Genomic DNA, 18,449 nt, shown 5'->3' on the forward strand with positions numbered 1-18,449 from the left:
GCCGAGCAGCCCCGCCCGGCACTCGACGAGAAGGTGCTGACCGGGTGGAACGGGCTCGCGATCGGAGCGCTCGCCCACGCCGGCGCGCTCCTGGGGCGACCGGATTGGGTGGCCGCTGCGGCATCGGTCGCCGACTCGTTGCTGACAGCGCACGTGCGCGCGGACGGGACGCTGATCCGCGCCTCGCTCGCCGGTCGGGCATCCGCAGCCGCGCCGGCGCTGGAGGACTACGGTCTGTTCGCGCGCGGTGTGCTCGACGTGTTCCTCGCCACCGGCGAGCCACGCTTCGCGCTCGCTGCGCGCAGCCTGGTGGATGCCACGATGGACGGCGCAGTCGCCGCTCGGTCGCCGTTCACGATTCCCGGCGGAGGCGACCCGGTGTTGGCGGCGCACGGTCTCGTCTCCGACGCCGACCCGTCGGAGGGCGTCTACCCGGGTGGGCTTTCCTCGCTCGCCGACGCCTGCCGCGTGCTGTTCGCCCTTACCGACGATGAGCGCTACGAGCGGGCATCCCGCACCGCGATCGGCTCGGTCGCCGACGTGGCTGCGCGCTCGCCGATCGCGTTCGGCGGCGTGCTGCAGACGGCCACCGCGCTCGCCGGAGAGCTGCAGCAGCTCGTCGTGGTGGACCCGCGGAAGCCAGGCGAGGCGATCGTGCGGGAGACGGCGGTGCGCACGCGGAGCCTGGGTGCAGGTGCCGTCGGTGTCGCGGTGGCGGATGGTGCGGCATCCACCCTCTCCGACGCGGGCTTCGCACTGTTCGACGCCCGAACGGCGCTGAACGATGAGCCGACGGAGTACCTGTGCCGCGCGTTCACCTGCGAGCTCCCGCGGCCGTTCGCTCCCGCTGATTGAGCTACGCGGCGTTCAGCCTGCCCAGCATGCCCCACACGGCGGGCGTGAGCTCCGGATGGTCGAGAGCGACGCGACGCAGCAGCTGGTACTCGAACCGCTCGCGTTCCTGCGGGGCGGCCGACGGGTGATAAGCGCGCGACCGCGCCTCGCCCAGGTCGTGCGCCTCGATGGTCTCCTCGCGCAGCGTGAGCACCACCTGCTCGTCGACCGTCGGCAGATCGGGCAGGAAGTCCCAGGGGTCGTCGCCGAGGCGGCAGCGGAACTCGATCACGGCGGCAAGCTCGTCACGTGCCTCCTGGCGCAGCAGTTCGAGGCTCATCGGATGCCTGTGGTGCTGTGTCATCCGCCGACCTCCTCCCTGCGATCCGCGTAGGTGCTCGCCCTTACACGTCTGGATGATCGACAAGGGTACGACGGCCGTCCGACGCGTGCGAATCGGCATGCCGCAGTGTTTCGCCTGCATAACGATTGCCCCAGTACTTGCGGGTGGACCGCCGAGAGCGGCCGGGGCTGTCCCTCGTGGGCGGCACAATGAAACGAGTCAGTGTTCAAACCCCCCCGTCGAGAAAGGCATTCATGTTCGCCGTGCTCGACTGGCTCACCGCACCGCTGGCCACGCTGGGGTCGCAGGTCGTCACGCTGGAAGCCGTGCTGGGCGCTGTGGCCTTCCTCGCGGGTGGGGTGGCGATCGCTCGCTTCGCCGATCGGGCCTGGCCCATCGCTGCGGCGGTCTGCGGAGCGTTCGCGCTTCTCGCTCTGCTCGAGGTGCGCTTTGTGGATGCCGGCATCCGCCTGGTGCTCGCTGTCCTGTGCGCGTACGGCTGGGGTGTGCGCCGCAGCGGCCGGGTGCGTCGCCCGGGCTCCGTCTCCGGACGGGAGGCCGCTTACGGTGTCGTGTTGTCCGCCATCGCCGTCGTCGTGGTCGCGTATGCGCTCAGCGGGGCGCAGGCATCCGTCGAACAGGTGCCGGCAGCAGGCGCGGACGATCAGTCGGGTGCCGTCGCGTGGGGTGCAGCCGTCGTGGTCGTGGCGGTGTTCGTGCAGCTCGCGGCGCTCGCCCGCGGGCTGGTGGCCGGCTGGTGGGCCGGGCTCGTGAGCGCGGTGCTGAGCGTCGTGCTCGCCGCAGCCGGGGCATCCTGGGGGACGGTCGTCGTCTCGATGGCCGCGGCCGTCGTCTGCGTCTACGGCTGGGCGTGCTGGCGACGCGAGGCGGTAGCCGAAGCCGTGCAGGAGCACGTCGAGCGTGAGGTCGACGAGGACGTCGCCGCCTAGCGTCGTCTGAACCACGGGTGCGGAAGAGCATGCCGCGTCAAGGGATGCCAGCGCCCGAGAAGCGCGGGCTACAGTCGCGCGACAACGCGCGAAAGGATGACCCATGTCCGACGAATCTCGACACAACGACGACTGCGACGACAACCAGAACCACGACCGCGACGACGAAGACCTCGAACCGCAAGGGCGACCCCCGCTGATCGCACCGCAGGAGCCGTCGGCGAGCGTGGCGGGCGCCGCGCCGGGCGGTCTGCCACTCGACGACCGGCGGTCCGAAGCGGGTGAACAGGGCATCAACTCGTCGGGCGACACGGTCGCGGACGACGACCGCGGCGAATGACGGGGATGTACGCGAGCCCATCGGGATCGCCTTTGTGATTCGTTTCAGCCGTGGACTTGACCCGGAGCGCGCTCCGGGTCTCACGATGGTGACATGAGCACGTTGACACCATCGCAGGCGGCCACGAGCCTCGGCGTCTCGGCGGAGACGCTCCGATACTGGGAGCGCGCGGACATCCTGTCACCCGTCGGGCGCGATTCCAGCGGCCGCCGCGTGTACACCGACGGCGACATCGAGTCCATCGACGTCATCAAATGCCTGCGGCAGACCGCAATGCCGATCCGCACCATCCGGGAGTTCGTGGAGCTCGCGCGCGAGGGCCGCGGCACGGAACGAGCGCGGCTGGAGATGCTGCGGGCGCACCGCGAGCAGGTGCTCGAGGACATCCGAAAGCAGCAGGAAGCGCTCGACTACATCGAGCACAAGATCGCGTACTACGAGGAGATCACCCGATGACCGCTGTTCCCGCCAGACGACTCGGACGTTCCGGCCTGCAGGTGAGTGCCCTCGGGCTCGGCACCTGGCCGCTCGGCGGCGACATGGCGGCCGGCGAGCTCAAGCTGGGCTACGCGGGCGTCGACGAGGCGGAGACCATCACGGCACTCGAGCGCGGACTCGAGGCAGGGGTGACGCTCGTGGACACCGCGGATGCCTACGGCGCTGGGCACGCCGAGCGCGCTCTGCGGCCGGTGCTCGCCTCGCATCCCGACGTGAGGATCGCGACGAAGTTCGGCAACCTGATCGACGAGAGCGCGAGACAGCTCACGGGCGTGGACGTCTCGCCCGAATACATCCGTAGCGCGGCGGAGGCGTCGCTGTCGAGACTCGGCCGGGACCGCATCGACCTGTACCAGCTTCACACCCCGGACATCAGCACGGCGCAGGCGGAGGATGCGATCGCGACGCTCGAAGACCTCGTCGCCGACGGCTCCATCGCCTGGTACGGCGTGAGCACGGACGACCCGGAGCTCGCGCGTCCGTTCATCGCCGGCGAGCACTGCACGGCCATGCAGATCGAGCTGAACGTGCTCGACGACAACCCCGCCATGCTGGAGCTGTGCGAGAGCGCCGACCTCGGCGTGCTCTGCCGGTCGCCGCTGGCCATGGGCCTGCTCGGCGGCAGGTACTCGGCGAACCGTCCGGTAGCAGGCGCCGACGACGTGCGCACCCACCAGCCCGAGTGGATGAAGTGGTTCGTGAAGGGAACGCCGAGCCCGCAGTACCTCGAGGCGCTCGACGCCGTGCGTGCGGACCTCGCATCCGATGGCCGATCGCTCGTACAGGGCGCGCTGGCGTGGATCTGGGCCCGCTCTGAGCGGGCGGTTCCGATTCCCGGATTCCGGAACGCCGGGCAGGTCGACGACCTCGCCGGCGCGCTGGAGAACGGTCCGCTGGCGCCCGACGCGTTCGAGCGCATCGAGCATACGCTGCGCGGTCGCGACGCGGCCTGAGCCGCTCGCCAAGCATCCGACTAAGACACCCCACCCGATCAAGGAGAACCATGCACTACCGCACCCTCGGCCGAAGCGGAACGGCCGTCACCGACCTCGCCCTCGGCACCATGACGTTCGGACACGAGGCGAGTGAGGAGGCATCCCACGCCATCCTCGACGCTTACGTGGAGGCCGGCGGCAACTTCATCGACACGGCGGATGTCTACACCCGCGGCGTCTCGGAGGAGATCGTCGGCAGGTGGCTGGCCGCGCACCCGGCGGAGGCCGAGCAACTGGTGATCGCGACCAAGGGCCGCTTCCCGATGGGCGATGGCGCGAACGACCTCGGGCTCTCGCGCCGGCACCTCTCCCGCGCGCTCGACGCCTCGCTGGCGCGGCTCGGCGTCGAGACGATCGACCTCTACCAACTGCACGCCTGGGACGCTCTGACACCCATCGATGAGACCCTGCGGTTCCTGAACGACGCGATCGCTGCGGGCAAGATCCTGTACTACGGCTTCTCGAACTTCACCGGCTGGCAGCTCACGAAGGCCGTCCACGTCGCCAGGGCTCACGGCTGGGCCGAGCCGGTCACGCTACAGCCGCAGTACAACCTCATCGTTCGCGGCATCGAGCACGAGATCGTTCCCGCCGCGCTCGACGCGGGCGTCGGACTGCTGCCGTGGTCCCCGCTCGGCGGCGGATGGCTGAGTGGCAAGTACCAGCGCGATGTCGCACCCACCGGCGCCACCAGGCTCGGCGAGAACCCGGAGCGCGGCATGGAGGCGTGGCGGGCCCGCAACGACGACCCGCGCACGTGGCGCATCCTGGAGGTGGTGCAGGAGCTCGCGGACGTGCACGGCGCATCCCTGTCGCAGGTGTCGCTCGCGTGGCTGCTGGCGCAGCCGGCGGTGACCAGCGTCATCCTCGGCGCGCGAACGGTCGAGCAGCTGCGCGACAACCTCGGCGCGAGCGACGTCGAGCTGACGGATGCGCAGCTCGCCGCGCTCGATGAGGCCAGCGCCCCGCGCGTGGAGGACTACCCGTACGGCGGCCCCGGCGTGCAGCAGCGGCACCGGCGGATCGACGGCGGGCGGTAGAAACGAGTCCGTCCGACAAGCTCACCTTCGTTCACAGTCGCGGGATGCTTTGGTGCTTTCACGCGTATTGCGGCCGGCCGCCGACTCCATAGGTCAGCGCCACGATCCCGCTGGGAAAAACACGTGAGTCCTTCAGGTCCAGGGCGAAGTCGCGCCCCTGACGGGGGAGGAACGACTCGCCCTGGCCCACAATGACCGGGAACTGGATCAGGTTCAGCTCGTCTACCAGTTCGTGCTCGAGAAGCCAGCGTGCGAGGGCGACGCTGCCCACAACGAGCAGTTCCCCTTCGGAGGCGGACTTCAGCGCTCGGATCTGCGAGGTGAGATCTCCAGAGATCACGGTCGTGTACTCCCAGGCCGGGTCGCTCAGGGAGTTCGATACGACGTACTTGGGTGTGGAGCTGATGGCCTGCCCGAAGCCGCCATCGTCGCGGCGCGCGCCCCAGTATGTTTCGAACAGATCGAACGTCTTGCGCCCGAGCAGGAACGCGTCCGGCCGTTGCCATGTCTCGAGGATGTACTCGGCGGCCGCGGCGTCGCCGGCGCCAATCGCCCAGCCGCCGCGGGTGAAGCCGGGGTCCAGCTCGTCGTTGTTGCCGCCATTGGCCTGGGCGACGCCGTCGACGGTGACTTGCAGGCTGATGGTGAGTTTCATGACGCGTTTCCTTCTCTCTTCTTCCTGTGGTCGTCGAGGCCTCTGACGAGGGCGGAGAGGCCGAGCTCGAACTCCTGCGCGGTGCCGGCGGTAGCGACATCCCTGAGGATCTCGGCGAAGCGAGCCGCGCGATCGTCTGTTCCGTCCAAGCTGTCGGCGCTTTCGGAGAGCGACGGGTTCGATCGGCTGGCTTGTTCCTCCAGTGCTGCACCGATGGTGTAGCGGGACACCGCGATCAGGGCGAGCACTGCCGTTCCGCCGTCGAAACCGTCGCGCTCCAGCAGTTCGACCTGGGCTATCGCGTTGCTCGGCTTCGGCACCCTGCTTCCCGCCGATGAGATCAGCCGGGCGCCGTCACGAACCGAGAGCATCGCCCGACGAAGGCTTCGCGCATTGCGGATCACAAAGGCATCCCACGCCTCGCCGACGTTCGGCAGACGGTCCGTGTGGTGCCTGTCGAGCACCTCTTCGGCCACGGCAGCCATGAGCGCTGTCTTGCTGTCGAAGTGGTGGTAGAGCGCCGGCTGCTTGACGCCGAGACGCGCAGCAATCGCATGCAGTGAGACCTTCTCCAGCCCGACCTCGTCGAGCAGGTCGATCGTGGCCGCCACGATGGCATGCCTGTTCGTGCGGGAAGGTTGGGGCACGCGCCGACTCTAACAGCCGATGCTTATCGTTGATAATCTTAGGCGTGTGATCGCTCTCGGCTCGGTCGCATGTGCTCGCGGCTGCGCCGCTCAACATCCTCAATCGGCCCCGGTACGGATGCGAGCATCCGTACCGGGGCCTCAATCGGATGTCGGGGGTCGGCGCTAGCGTTGGCGCATGTTCCTGCTCAGCACTCCTGAATCCGTAGAAAGCACGGTGGTGCTGAGCCCCAGCGACCTCAGCACAGCGTCGGCGTGCGAGTTCGACTTCCTGCGCAGGCTCGACGGCAAGCTCGGCTGGGGGCCGGTCGTCGAACGGCCGCTCGATGCCATGCTCGAGCGCACCTCGCGGCTGGGAGACGAGCACGAGCACCGGGTTCTCGACCGGTACCTGCAGCGGTTCGGCGAGGCGGTCGCGGTCTTCGACCGTCCGGAACGGCCGGATGCCGATGGCCTCACCTCCGCCGCGGAGGCGACGGCGGAGGCGTTCCGCGCCGGGGCGCCCGTCGTGTACCAGGGCGTGTTCTTCGAGGCCGGCGGCAGAGGGAGCGGTTCAGACGGCACCGCCGACGGTGACTTACCGATCGCGTTCGTCGGGTACGCCGACTTCATCGTGCGCGAGCCGGACGGCCGGTACACGGTCGAAGACACGAAGCTCGCCCGCCGGGCCAAGGTGACGGCGCTGCTGCAGGTGGCGGCGTACGCGCTGCAACTGCGACGCATCGGCGTCGAACCGTCCGAGGAGGTGCGGCTGCTGCTCGGGGATGGGAGCGTGAGCACGCACCGGCTCGCGGACATCCTGCCGGTGTATCGCAAGCGCATCGCGCGGCTGCACGACATCGTGCGGCAGCACCTCGCCGACGGTGAAGCGGTGCACTGGGGCGACGAGCGGTTCAGTGCGTGCGGCAGGTGCGATACGTGTGCGGCCGAGGTGGAGGAGAACCGCGACGTGCTGCTCGTCGCCGGGGTGCGCGTCACGCAACTGCCGCGATTCGTCGCTGCGGGCATCCGCACGATCGACGATCTCGCCGCCCTGCCCGACGACGTCGAGGTCGAGCGGGTCGCACCGACCACCATCGCGGCACTGCGAGAGCAGGCGAGGCTGCAGCTGGCCGAGCGGGCGGGTGGGCCGCCACCGTTCGTCGTGTACAAGCCGGCGGCGCTGGCCGCACTGCCGGAGCCGAATCCCGGCGACATCTTCTTCGACTTCGAGGGCGACCCGTTGTACACGGAGGGCAACGACAGCCAGTGGGGGATCGACTACCTCTTCGGCGTTCTGCAGACCGACGGGGAGTTCCATCCGTTCTGGGCGCACACCTTCGCCGAGGAGCGGGAGGCGCTGATCGCGTTCCTGAGCGACGTCGAGCGCCGCAGGGCGGAGCATCCTGGCATGCACATCTACCACTACGCGTCGTACGAGCGCACGCACCTGCTGCAGCTGGCCGCACGGCACGGCGTCGGCGAAGCCGCCGTGGACGACCTGCTGCGCGACAACGTGCTCGTCGACCTGTACCCGCTGGTGCGCAAGTCGGTACGGGTGGGGTCGCGGTCGTACTCCATCAAGAAGCTCGAGCCGCTCTACATGGGCGACGAGCTGCGGTCCGGCGAGGTGCAGGATGCCGGCACGTCCATCGAGGAGTACGCGACGGCACGCGCGCTGATGCTCGCAGGCGACGTCGAAGAGGGGCAGCGGCGGCTGGACGAGATCGCCGCCTACAACCGCTACGACTGCCTCTCCACGCTGCGTCTGCGGGACTGGCTGCTGGAGCGCGCAGCGGATGCCGGTATTCCGGTCGGGCTTCCGGCCCCCGACGGTCGGGTGCCGGAGCTCGAGCCGTCGACGCTGCGCGACGACCTGCTCGCACTGGCCGGCGAGTCGGCTGTGCCGCACGCGTCGGGAGCGGATGCCACGCGCGAGCGCACCGCGGACGAGACCGCAGCAGCGTTCGCCGCCGCCACGCTCGACTACCACCGGCGTGAGCAGAAGAGCTTCTGGTGGTCGCACTTCGCCCGCCTGGTCGATCCGATCGAGGCCTGGGCGAACACGAGAGACGTCTTCGTCGTGGAACGAGCGAGTGTCGAGCGCGACTGGCACAGGGACGAGGGCCAGCGCGCCGACCACCGCATCCTGCGCCTCACCGGCCAGTTCGGCCCCGGCAGCACAGCCAAGGCGGGGGGCGACGCCTACCTGCTGTACGAGTACCCCGGCCCGTTCAAGGCCACCGGCGGCGACCCGGGAGCGCGCAGCGCGAGGGGGGTTCGCCTGGCGGACGTGGGGGATGACTGGGTGCTCGTCGACGAGACGAGGGCGGAGGACGTGCTCCCGTACCCCGACCTGCCGAGCGCCGTCACGCCCGGAGCGCCGCCGCGAGCCGGTACCCAGGTGCCGGCGATCGAGTCCTGGTGCCAGTCGATCGTCGACGCGCAGCCGGCGTGGCCACGCGACCCGGTCACGGACCTGATGCGGCGCATCGCGCCGCGCACGCTCGGCGCGAGCGTCGCGGATCGAGTGGGGCAGGCATCCGTCGACACGCTCGTCGCCTGGGTGACGAAGACGGTCGCCGACCTCGATGACTCGTACCTCGCGGTGCAGGGCCCGCCCGGCACCGGCAAGACCTATCTCGGAGCGCACGTGATCGCGTCGCTCGTGCGCGACCACCACTGGAAGGTCGGCGTCGTCGCACAGTCGCACTCCGTCGTCGAGAACCTGCTCGCCTCCGTGGTCACCAGCGCGGGACTCGATGCCGGGCTGATCGGCAAGGTTCCGCAGGGTCAGCGAGGCTCGACGGCGGAAGCAGGCCGTGCCTACACGGTTCTGCCGAAGGACGGGCAGCTGCAATTCGCGGTCGACCACCGGGAAAGCGGGTTCGTGATCGGCGGCACGGCATGGGATTTCAGCAACCCCGCGCGCGTGCCCGCCCGCAGCCTCGATCTGCTGGTGGTGGACGAGGCCGGGCAGTTCTCACTGGCCTCCACCGCGGCGTCCGCCGTCGCTGCACGAAATCTGCTCCTGCTGGGCGATCCGCAGCAGCTGCCGCAGGTGAGCCAGGGACTGCATCCCGAGCCCGTCGACCAGTCCGCGCTGGGATGGATCAGCGACGGTCACGACGTGCTGCCCGCCGAACTCGGGTACTTTCTGCCGCAGACCAGGCGTATGCATCCGGCGCTTGCCGCTCGGGTGTCGTCGCTGTCGTACGAGGGACGGCTGCGCGCGCATCCGGAGTCGGGCGCGCGCCGGCTCGAGGGCGTCGAACCGGGGCTGCACCCGCAGCCGATGCTGCACGAGGGCGACTCGACGGAGTCTGCGACCGAGGCGGCGCGCGTCGTCGAGCTCGTCGATCACGTGCTCGGTCGCGTGTGGCGTGACGAGCACGGCGAACGACGGCTCACGGAAGACGATGTCATCGTCGTCACGCCCTACAACGCCCAGCTGGCGCTGGTGCACGCCGCGCTGACGGATGCCGGCCACGGGGCAGTGCGAGTCGGCACCGTCGACAAGTTCCAGGGTCGAGAAGCCGTTGTGGCGATCGTGTCGCTGGCGGCTTCGTCCGCCGAGTACGCGCCGCGCGGGCTGGGATTCCTCATCATGAAGAACCGCCTGAACGTGGCGGTGTCGCGGGCGAAGTGGGCGGCCTACCTGATCTACTCACCGCTCCTCACCGAGCATCTGCCGCACCGACCGGAGGGAGTGGCCGAGCTGAGCGCGTTCATCACGCTGACCGAGGGGAGCATCAGCGGAAGTCCATGATCGTGCCGTAGAGCGGATACACGTTCCTCAGCGCGCGTGACTCGGGCGAGATGACGAGCGTATCGCCCGCGGAGGAGGCGAAGTCGACGGTTCCGGTCAGCGTCGCCTTCGTGATGACGAACGGCAGGCTTGTTCCGGTGAACGCGTCCGGACTGTCGAGCAGGCCGAAGTGAAGGTGTGGTCCCTGCGACGGGCCGGTGTTGCCGAGCTTGCCGAGCACCTGTCCGGCCTTCACCTTCTCGCCGACGCGCACCGTGAGGCTCCCCGTCTGCAGGTGCCCGTAGAAGGCGTACACGCCGTCGTCGATCTTGAGCATGATGCTGTTGCCTCCGAAGCCCTCTTTGGTCTCGGGCGCCGAGGTGGTGAACGGTGTGGACTCCGCAATGCCGTCCTGGACGGCGACGACCGTGCCGCCAGCGACCGCGAGCACGGGCGCGCCGAAGCCGTAGAACTGCTCGTTGGTGCTGCCGGTCCCGTCGTAGATGCGGTCGCCTCTCGCCAGGGCCCAATCGACGGCGAAGGTCTCCGACGTCGTCAGCCGCAGCCCGCCTGCCGAGAGCCGAAGGTCGCGGTGCACGTTCGGCGAGCAGCAGGCGCTCGTGGCGAGCCATCCCTTCCCCGCGAGCGGGGACTCGATCCGGACCGCGTGCGCACGGTCGACGTCGACCGTCGGGCCTTGCACCGTCGTGTCGTCGACGATGACCGCATCCGGGGCCGTGGGCAGCTTGTAGTCGATGCGGTTGGACACGCGGGCGGGCACCGGGACACCGGATGCCAGCGGCAAGTCGACCTCGACGATCACCGCGGCCGATGCGGCGACGACAGGGGATGCCACGTGGGTGTAGAGCGATTGGGTCGCCGCGGCGAGCGACCGTCCCGTAACAGTGAGGAGGCGGTTGCCATTGGAGCCGCGGACGACCACGTCGGTCAGCGTGACCGGCTCGCCGAACGTGTTGACGACGAGAAGGTCGTACTCCACGTGGTTCCTGCCATCGCTGGCGGGGACGACCTGTGCGCTTTGCACGGGCTGGACCAGAAGCGCGCTCACCCCGTTCGTCGGCGTGGACCTTCCGCTGGGGGAGGCGTTCGTCGGCGACGACGCCGGGGAAGTTGGACCGGCGGAGACAGCGGTGCAGCCCGCGATTGCCAACACAGCGGCCGCCGCCACCACGGTGAGCGATCGCCGTCGACTGGACATGTGCTCATTCTCTCCTCGAAGACGGTTCGCGGTGACGGAACGCTCGAGAGAACGGAGGATTGTTCCCATCTGCTGAGGCGCAGCAGCGGTCGGCGTCGTCGCTCCACTTGTCCGGCTCGCTACCTTTGCTGCGACTGCTCCCGCTCGGCTCGCCGCGCCGCCCGGCGCCTGCCGATCGAGACGCCGATCATGATGGCGCCGATCGCGGCCAGAACGAAGCCGGACGTCTGCAACCAGCCGATGCCGTTGGTCGGCAGCCCGGTGGTCACGGCCATGGCGATCTGATAGCCGAAGCCCGCGGCGATGCCGAGCACGACGAGCACGATGCCGACCGGGAGGAGCGCTTTCACGGCTGACAGCCTACGAGGTGCGCCGGAAAGGTCGATCGGAGCGAGGTCGATCAGAGCGGAGTCGATCAGAGCGGAGTCCGCCCGAGCGGTCGGACGGACGCCGTCATCCCGCGGCAGCGGGCAGGGCCGTCTCGATGGCGGAGATCACCTCGGGCGCATCCGGCTCGGTGCGCGGCCGGAACCGCTGCACCGCACCGTCCGGCGACACCAGGAACTTCTCGAAGTTCCACTGCACGCGCCCGGCCTTGCCCGAGGCATCCGGAGTCTTCTTCAGTTCCTGGTAGAGCGGATGCGCCGACTTGCCGTTCACCTTCACCCGCTCGAACATCGGGAAGGTCACGCCCCACGTCGTCGAGCAGTACTGCTTGATGGCGTCTTCGCTGCCGAGCTCCTGGAGGAACTGGTTACTCGGGAAGCCGAGCACGGCGAACCCGCGGTCGCTGTACGTCTTCTGCAGCACCTCGAGCTTCTCGTACTGCGGCGCGAGGCCGCAGCGGGAGGCGACGTTGACGATGAGCAGCGCCTTGCCGTCGAAGGCGCGCAACGACGACGGCTGTCCGTCGATCGTGGTGAGTGGGAGATCCCAGGCGGACTCGGAGAGGGCGGTCATGCTGGCAGCGTAGATGGGCTGCCGCGCTTTCGGGCGGTAGACCGCCTGTCGCGCATGGCAGCATGAACCCATGGCATCCGGCTACATCGACGACTTCGCCGCGTTCATTCAGGCATCACCCTCCTCGTATCACGCGGCGGCGGACGTTGCCCGTCGGCTGGAGGCCGAGGGTTTCGCGCGGGTCGAGGAGACTGATGCCTGGCCCTCTGCCCCCGCAGATGGAGTCGCGCGTCGCGGCATGCTCGTCCGTGACGGCGCTGTCGTGGCGTGGGCCGCGCCTGCCGACGCGACACCCACAACGCCGTTCCGCATCGTGGGAGCACACACCGACTCGCCCGGATTCAAGCTCAAGCCGAAGCCGACTACCGGTGCCGCAGGATGGCTGCAGGCCGGTGTCGAGGTCTACGGCGGTCCGCTGCTGAACTCGTGGCTGGACCGCGAGCTCGAACTCGCCGGCCGGATCGTCACGACCGACGGCGTGGAGCACCTGGTGCGCTCGGGTCCGCTGCTGCGCATCCCGCAGCTGGCGATCCACCTCGACCGCGGCGTCAACAACGACGGTCTCGTGCTCGACAAGCAGCGCAACACCCAGCCCGTGTGGGGTGTGGGAGACCCGCAGAGCGAGGACCTGCTGGCCCAGGTGCTGGCAGGCAGCGGTGTCGCAGCATCCGACGTCGCCGGCTACGACCTCGTCACCGTCGACACGCAGCCGCCGCGCACCTTCGGACTGGGCGGCAGCCTGTTCGCGTCACCCAGGCTCGACAACCTCAGCTCGGTGTACGCCGGACTGCACGCTCTGCTACCGGCGGCCGGTGACGGCGCCGAGCCGGCATCCGGGCACATCAGCGTGCTCGCCGCATTCGACCACGAGGAGCTCGGCTCCGAGACGCGCTCGGGGGCGAGCGGGCCGATCCTCGACGACGTGCTCTCGCGCATCTCGCGCTCACTCGGTGCAGGCGACGACGAGCGGGCGCGTGCGTACGCAGCGTCGTGGTGTGTGTCGGCGGACGCCGGGCACGCCGTGCATCCGAATTATCAGGAGAAGCACGACCCGGTGAATCGCCCCATCGCCGGAGCCGGCCCGCTGCTGAAGATCAACGCCAATCAGCGGTACGCGACGGATGCCCACGGTGCAGCCCTGTGGGCGCGCCTGTGCGCGGAGGCCAGGGTTCCGTATCAGGAGTTCGTCTCGAACAATTCGGTACCGTGCGGCTCGACGATCGGGCCGCTCACGGCGACACGTCTCGGGATTCGCACCGTGGACGTCGGCGTCCCGCTGCTGTCGATGCACTCCGCCCGCGAGCTGTGCCACGTGGACGACCCCCGCTGGCTCGCCGGAGCCCTCACCGCGTTCTTCTCCGGCGAGTAGGCGCGGCGTCGGCCGTGGTGACCCGAGCGGCCTCAGCGAATCCGAAAGTCTTCGTCCCCGACCGGCGTCTCCTCCGTGACGTCGACGGAGGAGACGGATGCCCACGCCGGGCCGCTCCTGCACCATTCGACGGCCGCGTCGACGTCGTGGCGCGACCCTTCGAAAACCGCTTCCACCGCGCCGTCTGGCAGGTTGCGCACCCACCCGCCGAGGCCGGATGCCCTGGCGAGCTCGGCGCACGAGTACCGGTAGCCGACACCCTGCACACGGCCGCGGACCAGCACGTGCAGCCGGGTGATGTCGGGCATTCGCAGCTCCTTAAGACCGGCCATCCGACGGACGGGAAAAAGATAAGGCATCCGTCCGATTCGGGGTGCCTACCTTAGTCGCGAGCATCGTCTTAGACAACGAAGAGAAGGACGAAGACGATGTACAACGAAGCCCTGATGAACGCCGTGAACGCCGACCGCGAGCGCCTCTATGCGGAGCTCGACCGGGTGCGCAGGCAGCGCGAGATCGCGGCCGAGCGGGCGGCGGAGAGGGATGCCGAACTCGGCGATGCTTCCACGGGATCGGGTCGTTCGCGTCGGCGTGCCGCCGGCCGCACGGCGCCCGTCCGGCACCTCGCCGCGAGGTGACCGGCGGTTCCGTCCCGAGGCGTGTGCAAACGGCGTTCCCCTGTCAGTGGTCAGTGACAGCATGGACTACGTGAGGTCACCGGTCAGCAGCCCCGAGATGATCGGCCGGGAGGCCGATCTGGAGGCGCTGCGGGCCGAGTTGCGCCGCAGTGCCTCCGAGCCGCGCGCCGTCGCCATCGGTGGTGAGGCGGGAATCGGCAAGACTCGCCTGGTGGCCGAGTTCCGCGGCGAGGTCGGTGACGCGCTCGTGCTCACGGGCAAGTGCGTGGACATCGGAACGGAGAACGCGCCGTATGCGCCGTTCGCCGCGATCATCCGCGAACTCGCCTCGGAGATCGGCATCGAAGCACTGCTCGAGGCGGCCGGCCCAGCTCGCGCGGTGCTGTCCGTCGTGCTGCCCGAGCTGGCATCCGCAGAGGGCATGCCGCAGCGTGCCGGAACAGAGCGCCTGTACGAGCTCGTGACGGTGCTCTTCGAGAACGTCGCGCTGCAGCGGCGGCTGGTTCTCGTCATCGAAGACATTCACTGGGCGGACCGCTCGACCATCGAGCTGCTGCGGTTCCTGGTCGGCATGCTCGAGCGGCCCGGCATCCTCATCGTTGTGACCTACCGCAGCGACGAGATCGTGCGGGGGCATCCGTTGCGTCCGGTGCTGCCGGAGCTGGAGCGGTCCAGGCGGCTCACGCGCTGGGAGCTGTCACGGCTCACGCGTGACCAGGTCGCGGCACAGGTGCGGGCCATCGCGTCGCAGTCCCGCGAGAGGCGGACGGGCGATACATCCAAGGGCGCGCTTGCCGGCGACAGGCAGTCGATCGAGGAAGCGCCGTTGGACGATGCGCTGATCGATGACCTGTTCGAGCGCAGCGAGGGCGTCCCGTTCTTCGTGGAGGAACTGGCGGGAGCAAACCCGGAAGGGATGCCCGCGGGATCCGCTGCGCTTCCCGAGACGCTGCGCGAGCTGCTGCTGGCCAGGTATGAGCGGCTGGACGACAGCACCCAGAGCCTGCTGCGGCTGCTGGCCGTCGGCGGATCGTGCGTGCGGCACGACCTGCTCGACCTGGTGTATCCCGCGTCGCCCGCCGAACTGGATGCCGGTGTGCGTGCCGCCGTCGACGGCGGCGTGCTCGTGATCGACGACACTTGCTACGACTTCCGACACGCGCTCGTGCGCACCGCCGTGCTCGGTGAGGTGCTGCCGGGGGAGCGGGTGCGCTATCACACGGCCTACGCGGATGCTCTCGAGACGTTCGCCGCATCCGGTCGCCTCGTCGCGCACGAGATCTCGCAGCATCGCATGGAGGCGCACGACGCCGAGCGCGCCTTTCCGGCGACACTCGACGCGATGCGCGAGGCGCGCCGCGCATACGCGTTCGCCCGTGCCGCGCGCATGGCCGAACGAGCCCTCGAACTGTGGGAGCGCGTCGCACACCCGGAGTCGGTCGCGGGAATGTCGCACACGGCTCTCATGCAGGACGGATCGGCCGCGTGGCGCGACGCCGGCGACACCGAGCGAGCCCTGAACCTGATCGACGCTGCACTGGCGGAGTGCGATCCGGCCGACACCGAACAGCACGCCGGCCTCCTGGTCGACAAGGCCAGGTACCTGGCATCCCTCTCCCGCACCGGCTCGACGCCGCTCCTCGAGGACGCACTCGCGGAACTCGGCGACGACGCGTGCTCCGACACGGCCTCTGCCGTGCTCAGCGACCTTGCCGGTCGGCTCATGCTCGAGGCGCGATTCGACGAAGCGGTGTCCGTCGCGACCAAGGCGTTGTCCCAGGCCGAGACCGCCGGGTCGCTCTCGAGGCGATCGGTGGCGCACAACATCCGAGGCGTCTCGCTCGTCGGGCTCGGCCGGGTGGAGGACGGGCTCGTCGACCTCGAGCGGGCGGGAGAGCTCGCCGCGATGCGCGACGGCGCCATGCTGCGCTACCGCGTGAACTCGTCGGACGTCATGCACCTGATCGGCCGGTACGCCGACGCCGTGGAGATCGGCAACGCCGGCGTCGAGCGGGCTCGCCAGCTCGGAGTGCAGCGCACCAGCGGCGTGATGCTGGCCTCGAACACCGTCGAGCCGCTGGCCGCGCTCGGGCGCTGGGACGAGGCGTTCTCGCTGCTGGAGCCGGCGCTCGCGCTGAACCCGGCGCCGGGTTTCCGAGTGCACCTGCAGCGCACCAAGCTGTGGCTGCTCACCTGGAAGGGCGATCTCCGGACGGCCGACGAGCTGTGGCGCGCCTGGGAACCGATGATGAGCGTTCAAGGCGAGATCGAGGTGCAGTCCCGTCTCGGCTCGGCGCGCGTCGAAGCCGAGCTCGCACTGGCCCTCGGCGACGTCGAACGGGCCTGGCGGGCCGTGAGCGTGCTGCTGCGCGACCACCGCACGATGAGCGGATACGACCTGCCGCTGCTGGCGGATGCGGCACGGACGCTCGCGCTGCTGCGTTCGCGAGCGGGTACGGGCATCCTCGATCACATCGACCTCGGGTCGGCGGAGGCCGGGCTGCGCGAGGTGCTCGCGACGGCGCGGGATTGGCCGACCGCCCCGGTGTGGGTGCCGCTCTTCGAGGCAGAACTGGCCGCCGACGGAGCGGATGCCGCTGCCTGGCAGGCGGCGGTCGACGCGACCGGACTGCCGGCGGCGCCCCAGCACCTCGAGCCGTACGCGCGATTCCGGCTCGCGCAGGCGCTCCTGGCATCCACCGGGAACGCACTGGGAACGGCGCAGCACCGTGCCGCCGCGCAGCGTGAGGAGGCGCACCGTCAACTCGGGCTGTCCCGGGATGCCGCGTCTCAGCTGGGGTCGGGACTCCTGCTGGGCTGGCTCGACGAGTTCGCGCAGCGTGCGGGCCTCGTCAGTGCGCCGGACCACGCGACGGTGGCCAACACCCCAGCACTGCGGCTCACCGAACGCGAACGGCAGGTGCTCGACCTCATCGCTCAGGGGCTGAGCAACAAACAGATCGGCGAGCGGCTCTACATCAGCACGAAGACGGCGAGCGTGCACGTCTCCGCGATCCTGCGCAAGCTCGGCGCCACGAGTCGCACCGAGGCGGTCTATCTCGCGGGCCGCGAGCCGGCGACCGCGTAAGGGCTCCGCTGCTCAGCGGTTGCGTGCGATGCGCTCCGCCCGTTGCTGCTTGACCCGCGCGTTCTCTGCGCGCACCGCAGCCTGCGTGGCACGCTCGCGCACGAGCCACTCCGGGGGAGCAGCGAGCAGGTCGCGGATCTGTGCCGTGGTGAGGGCATCCTTCACACCGGCCCGTGCCAGACCGCTCGTGGACACCCCGAGTTTGCGGGCGACGACCTCGCGCGGATGAGGGCCATCGCGTCTGAGGTCGACGAGCCACTGCGGTGCGTCGGCCTGCAGCGCGGCGAACTGCTCGCGCGTGATCCCGCCTGCACGGAACGACTCGGGCGTTGCGGGCAGGTAGACGCCGAGCTTCTTCGCGGCCGTCTCCGGCTTCATCGCGCCGGGACCCGGTTGCAGCGTCTCGCTCATCCTTCAAGGTTAGGGCGTGCCGTGGGCCAGGCGACACGCGTCAGAGGCGACGCGCCCGGGTCGGCGCCGCACGCACGCCATACGCTGGGACGATGGATCCCTTCCGGCTCGCCTACGTGCGCGGCGTGACGCCCGCGAAGTGGGTGCGCATCTGGGAGGAGCGGATGCGACGCATCCCGATCGAACTCGCACGCATCGATGAGCCCGAGCAGGTCTCGACGCTGCGTGATGGCCGAGCAGACATGGCGTTCGTGCGGCTACCGATCGACCGCGACGGTCTGCACGCGATCCCGCTGTACGAGGAGCGACCCGTGGTGGTCGTGCCGAAGGACCACGCCATCGCAGCGGCGGACGGCGTGACGCTCGCGGAGGTGGCGGAGCTCGGCGAGCCGGTGCATCCGTTCGATCCGGCCGTCGAAGACACCCTGGCGCTCGTCGCCGCCGGCGTCGGAAGCGTTGTGGTGCCGCAGTCCGTCGCTCGACTGCACTCCCGACGCGACCTCGTCGCCCGGGATGTGACGGATGCCGAGCCCACCCGCATCGCGCTCGCCTGGCTCAGTGACCCGCGGCCACCGCGTAGCGGCGAGCAGCAGCACCGCATCGACACCTTCATCGGCATTGTGCGCGGCCGCACCGCGAACAGCTCGCGCCGCTGAGCCGGGTACCCTGCACTCTCCCATGGGGCCCGTGCGCTCCCGGATAGCCTGAGGGGATGAGCGCGGCCGACAGCATCCA

Annotated in this window: 18 protein-coding genes and 1 pseudogene; 11 read left to right on the forward strand and 8 right to left on the reverse strand. The window is 69.7% G+C overall.

What is annotated here, in order from left to right; all coding sequences use genetic code 11:
* Positions 1–855, forward strand: a pseudogene (locus tag ACTHNC_RS03480) (thioredoxin domain-containing protein); the annotation flags it as partial.
* Position 856: 1 nt separating this feature from the next.
* On the opposite strand, the gene ACTHNC_RS03485 reads toward ACTHNC_RS03480, so the two are convergent.
* Positions 857–1,198, reverse strand: coding sequence for a hypothetical protein (locus ACTHNC_RS03485; protein ID WP_440293207.1), 342 nt, complete (start codon positions 1,196–1,198; stop codon positions 857–859).
* A gap of 233 nt (positions 1,199–1,431) precedes the next feature.
* Between ACTHNC_RS03485 and ACTHNC_RS03490 the strand changes: the two genes are divergently transcribed.
* From ACTHNC_RS03490 to ACTHNC_RS03510, 5 genes are all read left to right on the forward strand, one after another.
* Positions 1,432–2,127 (forward strand): nicotinamide mononucleotide transporter, encoded by a 696-nt coding sequence (locus ACTHNC_RS03490; RefSeq protein ID WP_440293208.1) that lies wholly within the window; start codon positions 1,432–1,434, stop codon positions 2,125–2,127.
* Between the two features lie 103 nt (positions 2,128–2,230).
* Positions 2,231–2,467 carry a hypothetical protein gene (locus tag ACTHNC_RS03495; RefSeq protein ID WP_440293209.1) on the forward strand — a complete coding sequence of 79 codons (237 nt, stop codon included), beginning with the start codon at positions 2,231–2,233 and terminating at the stop codon, positions 2,465–2,467.
* A 93-nt stretch (positions 2,468–2,560) separates the two neighbouring features.
* The gene (locus ACTHNC_RS03500; protein ID WP_440293210.1) at positions 2,561–2,923 is read left to right on the forward strand and encodes a MerR family transcriptional regulator; all 363 of its coding nucleotides are present in this window, start codon (positions 2,561–2,563) and stop codon (positions 2,921–2,923) included.
* Positions 2,920–3,918 (forward strand): aldo/keto reductase, encoded by a 999-nt coding sequence (locus ACTHNC_RS03505; protein ID WP_440293211.1) that lies wholly within the window; start codon positions 2,920–2,922, stop codon positions 3,916–3,918. Before ACTHNC_RS03500 ends, ACTHNC_RS03505 begins: the two co-directional genes overlap by 4 nt.
* 50 nt (positions 3,919–3,968) lie before the next feature.
* On the forward strand, positions 3,969–5,000 hold the full coding sequence (locus ACTHNC_RS03510; protein ID WP_440293212.1) for an aldo/keto reductase: 1,032 nt from the start codon (positions 3,969–3,971) through the stop codon (positions 4,998–5,000).
* A 58-nt stretch (positions 5,001–5,058) separates the two neighbouring features.
* On the opposite strand, the gene ACTHNC_RS03515 is transcribed toward ACTHNC_RS03510, so the two are convergent.
* Together ACTHNC_RS03515 and ACTHNC_RS03520 are read right to left on the reverse strand one after the other, a co-directional pair.
* Positions 5,059–5,655: a dihydrofolate reductase family protein gene (locus ACTHNC_RS03515; protein ID WP_440293213.1), complete on the reverse strand. Its 597-nt coding sequence runs from the start codon at positions 5,653–5,655 to the stop codon at positions 5,059–5,061.
* Complete coding sequence (locus ACTHNC_RS03520; RefSeq protein WP_440293214.1) at positions 5,652–6,302, reverse strand: TetR family transcriptional regulator; 651 nt, start codon at positions 6,300–6,302, stop codon at positions 5,652–5,654. The genes ACTHNC_RS03515 and ACTHNC_RS03520 overlap by 4 nt, the downstream gene beginning before the upstream one ends.
* A gap of 178 nt (positions 6,303–6,480) precedes the next feature.
* Here ACTHNC_RS03520 and ACTHNC_RS03525 point away from each other — a divergent pair, with 178 nt between their 5' ends.
* Positions 6,481–10,050, forward strand: a complete 3,570-nt coding sequence (locus tag ACTHNC_RS03525) for a TM0106 family RecB-like putative nuclease (RefSeq protein ID WP_440293215.1) — start codon at positions 6,481–6,483, stop codon at positions 10,048–10,050.
* Here the strand turns inward: ACTHNC_RS03525 and ACTHNC_RS03530 are convergent.
* From ACTHNC_RS03530 to ACTHNC_RS03540, 3 genes are all read right to left on the reverse strand, one after another.
* Positions 10,034–11,074 carry a M23 family metallopeptidase gene (locus ACTHNC_RS03530; RefSeq protein ID WP_440293216.1) on the reverse strand — a complete coding sequence of 347 codons (1,041 nt, stop codon included), beginning with the start codon at positions 11,072–11,074 and terminating at the stop codon, positions 10,034–10,036. The two genes, ACTHNC_RS03525 and ACTHNC_RS03530, sit on opposite strands and share 17 nt — an antisense overlap.
* Before the next feature lie 293 nt (positions 11,075–11,367).
* Complete coding sequence (locus ACTHNC_RS03535) at positions 11,368–11,598, reverse strand: hypothetical protein (RefSeq protein WP_440293217.1); 231 nt, start codon at positions 11,596–11,598, stop codon at positions 11,368–11,370.
* Between the two features lie 103 nt (positions 11,599–11,701).
* A complete protein-coding gene (locus ACTHNC_RS03540; RefSeq protein ID WP_440293218.1) occupies positions 11,702–12,208 on the reverse strand; it encodes a glutathione peroxidase in 507 nt (168 codons plus the stop codon).
* A 70-nt stretch (positions 12,209–12,278) separates the two neighbouring features.
* Here ACTHNC_RS03540 and ACTHNC_RS03545 point away from each other — a divergent pair, with 70 nt between their 5' ends.
* Positions 12,279–13,577, forward strand: a complete 1,299-nt coding sequence (locus ACTHNC_RS03545) for a M18 family aminopeptidase (protein ID WP_440293219.1) — start codon at positions 12,279–12,281, stop codon at positions 13,575–13,577.
* 32 nt (positions 13,578–13,609) lie between these two features.
* Here the strand turns inward: ACTHNC_RS03545 and ACTHNC_RS03550 are convergent, their stop codons facing one another.
* Positions 13,610–13,885 (reverse strand): acylphosphatase, encoded by a 276-nt coding sequence (locus ACTHNC_RS03550; protein ID WP_440293220.1) that lies wholly within the window; start codon positions 13,883–13,885, stop codon positions 13,610–13,612.
* 120 nt (positions 13,886–14,005) lie between these two features.
* Here ACTHNC_RS03550 and ACTHNC_RS03555 point away from each other — a divergent pair, with 120 nt between their 5' ends.
* Both ACTHNC_RS03555 and ACTHNC_RS03560 read left to right on the forward strand, forming a co-directional pair.
* Positions 14,006–14,215 (forward strand): hypothetical protein, encoded by a 210-nt coding sequence (locus ACTHNC_RS03555; protein WP_440293221.1) that lies wholly within the window; start codon positions 14,006–14,008, stop codon positions 14,213–14,215.
* Between the two features lie 70 nt (positions 14,216–14,285).
* Positions 14,286–17,303 (forward strand): helix-turn-helix transcriptional regulator, encoded by a 3,018-nt coding sequence (locus ACTHNC_RS03560; RefSeq protein ID WP_440293222.1) that lies wholly within the window; start codon positions 14,286–14,288, stop codon positions 17,301–17,303.
* Positions 17,304–17,315: 12 nt separating this feature from the next.
* Here ACTHNC_RS03560 and ACTHNC_RS03565 read toward each other — a convergent pair whose 3' ends face one another.
* The gene (locus ACTHNC_RS03565) at positions 17,316–17,714 is read right to left on the reverse strand and encodes a DUF5997 family protein (protein WP_440293223.1); all 399 of its coding nucleotides are present in this window, start codon (positions 17,712–17,714) and stop codon (positions 17,316–17,318) included.
* Between the two features lie 92 nt (positions 17,715–17,806).
* Here ACTHNC_RS03565 and ACTHNC_RS03570 point away from each other — a divergent pair, with 92 nt between their 5' ends.
* Positions 17,807–18,370: a LysR family transcriptional regulator substrate-binding protein gene (locus tag ACTHNC_RS03570; RefSeq protein ID WP_440293224.1), complete on the forward strand. Its 564-nt coding sequence runs from the start codon at positions 17,807–17,809 to the stop codon at positions 18,368–18,370.
* Positions 18,371–18,449 lie beyond the last annotated feature (79 nt).

The organism is Humibacter sp. (assembly GCF_051954055.1).
Lineage (GTDB): Bacteria > Actinomycetota > Actinomycetes > Actinomycetales > Microbacteriaceae > Humibacter.

What these genes read in the sequence shown, in the direction of transcription:
- ACTHNC_RS03515 (WP_440293213.1), bottom strand. Translation starts at nt 5,655, where the DNA reads ATGAAACTCACCATCAGCCTGCAAGTCACCGTCGACGGCGTCGCCCAG.
- ACTHNC_RS03485 (WP_440293207.1), bottom strand. Translation starts at nt 1,198, where the DNA reads ATGACACAGCACCACAGGCATCCGATGAGCCTCGAACTGCTGCGCCAG.
- ACTHNC_RS03500 (WP_440293210.1), top strand. Translation starts at nt 2,561, where the DNA reads ATGAGCACGTTGACACCATCGCAGGCGGCCACGAGCCTCGGCGTCTCG.
- ACTHNC_RS03550 (WP_440293220.1), bottom strand. Translation starts at nt 13,885, where the DNA reads ATGCCCGACATCACCCGGCTGCACGTGCTGGTCCGCGGCCGTGTGCAG.
- ACTHNC_RS03555 (WP_440293221.1), top strand. Translation starts at nt 14,006, where the DNA reads ATGTACAACGAAGCCCTGATGAACGCCGTGAACGCCGACCGCGAGCGC.
- ACTHNC_RS03540 (WP_440293218.1), bottom strand. Translation starts at nt 12,208, where the DNA reads ATGACCGCCCTCTCCGAGTCCGCCTGGGATCTCCCACTCACCACGATC.
- ACTHNC_RS03495 (WP_440293209.1), top strand. Translation starts at nt 2,231, where the DNA reads ATGTCCGACGAATCTCGACACAACGACGACTGCGACGACAACCAGAAC.
- ACTHNC_RS03565 (WP_440293223.1), bottom strand. Translation starts at nt 17,714, where the DNA reads ATGAGCGAGACGCTGCAACCGGGTCCCGGCGCGATGAAGCCGGAGACG.
- ACTHNC_RS03525 (WP_440293215.1), top strand. Translation starts at nt 6,481, where the DNA reads ATGTTCCTGCTCAGCACTCCTGAATCCGTAGAAAGCACGGTGGTGCTG.
- ACTHNC_RS03570 (WP_440293224.1), top strand. Translation starts at nt 17,807, where the DNA reads ATGGATCCCTTCCGGCTCGCCTACGTGCGCGGCGTGACGCCCGCGAAG.
- ACTHNC_RS03490 (WP_440293208.1), top strand. Translation starts at nt 1,432, where the DNA reads ATGTTCGCCGTGCTCGACTGGCTCACCGCACCGCTGGCCACGCTGGGG.
- ACTHNC_RS03545 (WP_440293219.1), top strand. Translation starts at nt 12,279, where the DNA reads ATGGCATCCGGCTACATCGACGACTTCGCCGCGTTCATTCAGGCATCA.
- ACTHNC_RS03510 (WP_440293212.1), top strand. Translation starts at nt 3,969, where the DNA reads ATGCACTACCGCACCCTCGGCCGAAGCGGAACGGCCGTCACCGACCTC.
- ACTHNC_RS03505 (WP_440293211.1), top strand. Translation starts at nt 2,920, where the DNA reads ATGACCGCTGTTCCCGCCAGACGACTCGGACGTTCCGGCCTGCAGGTG.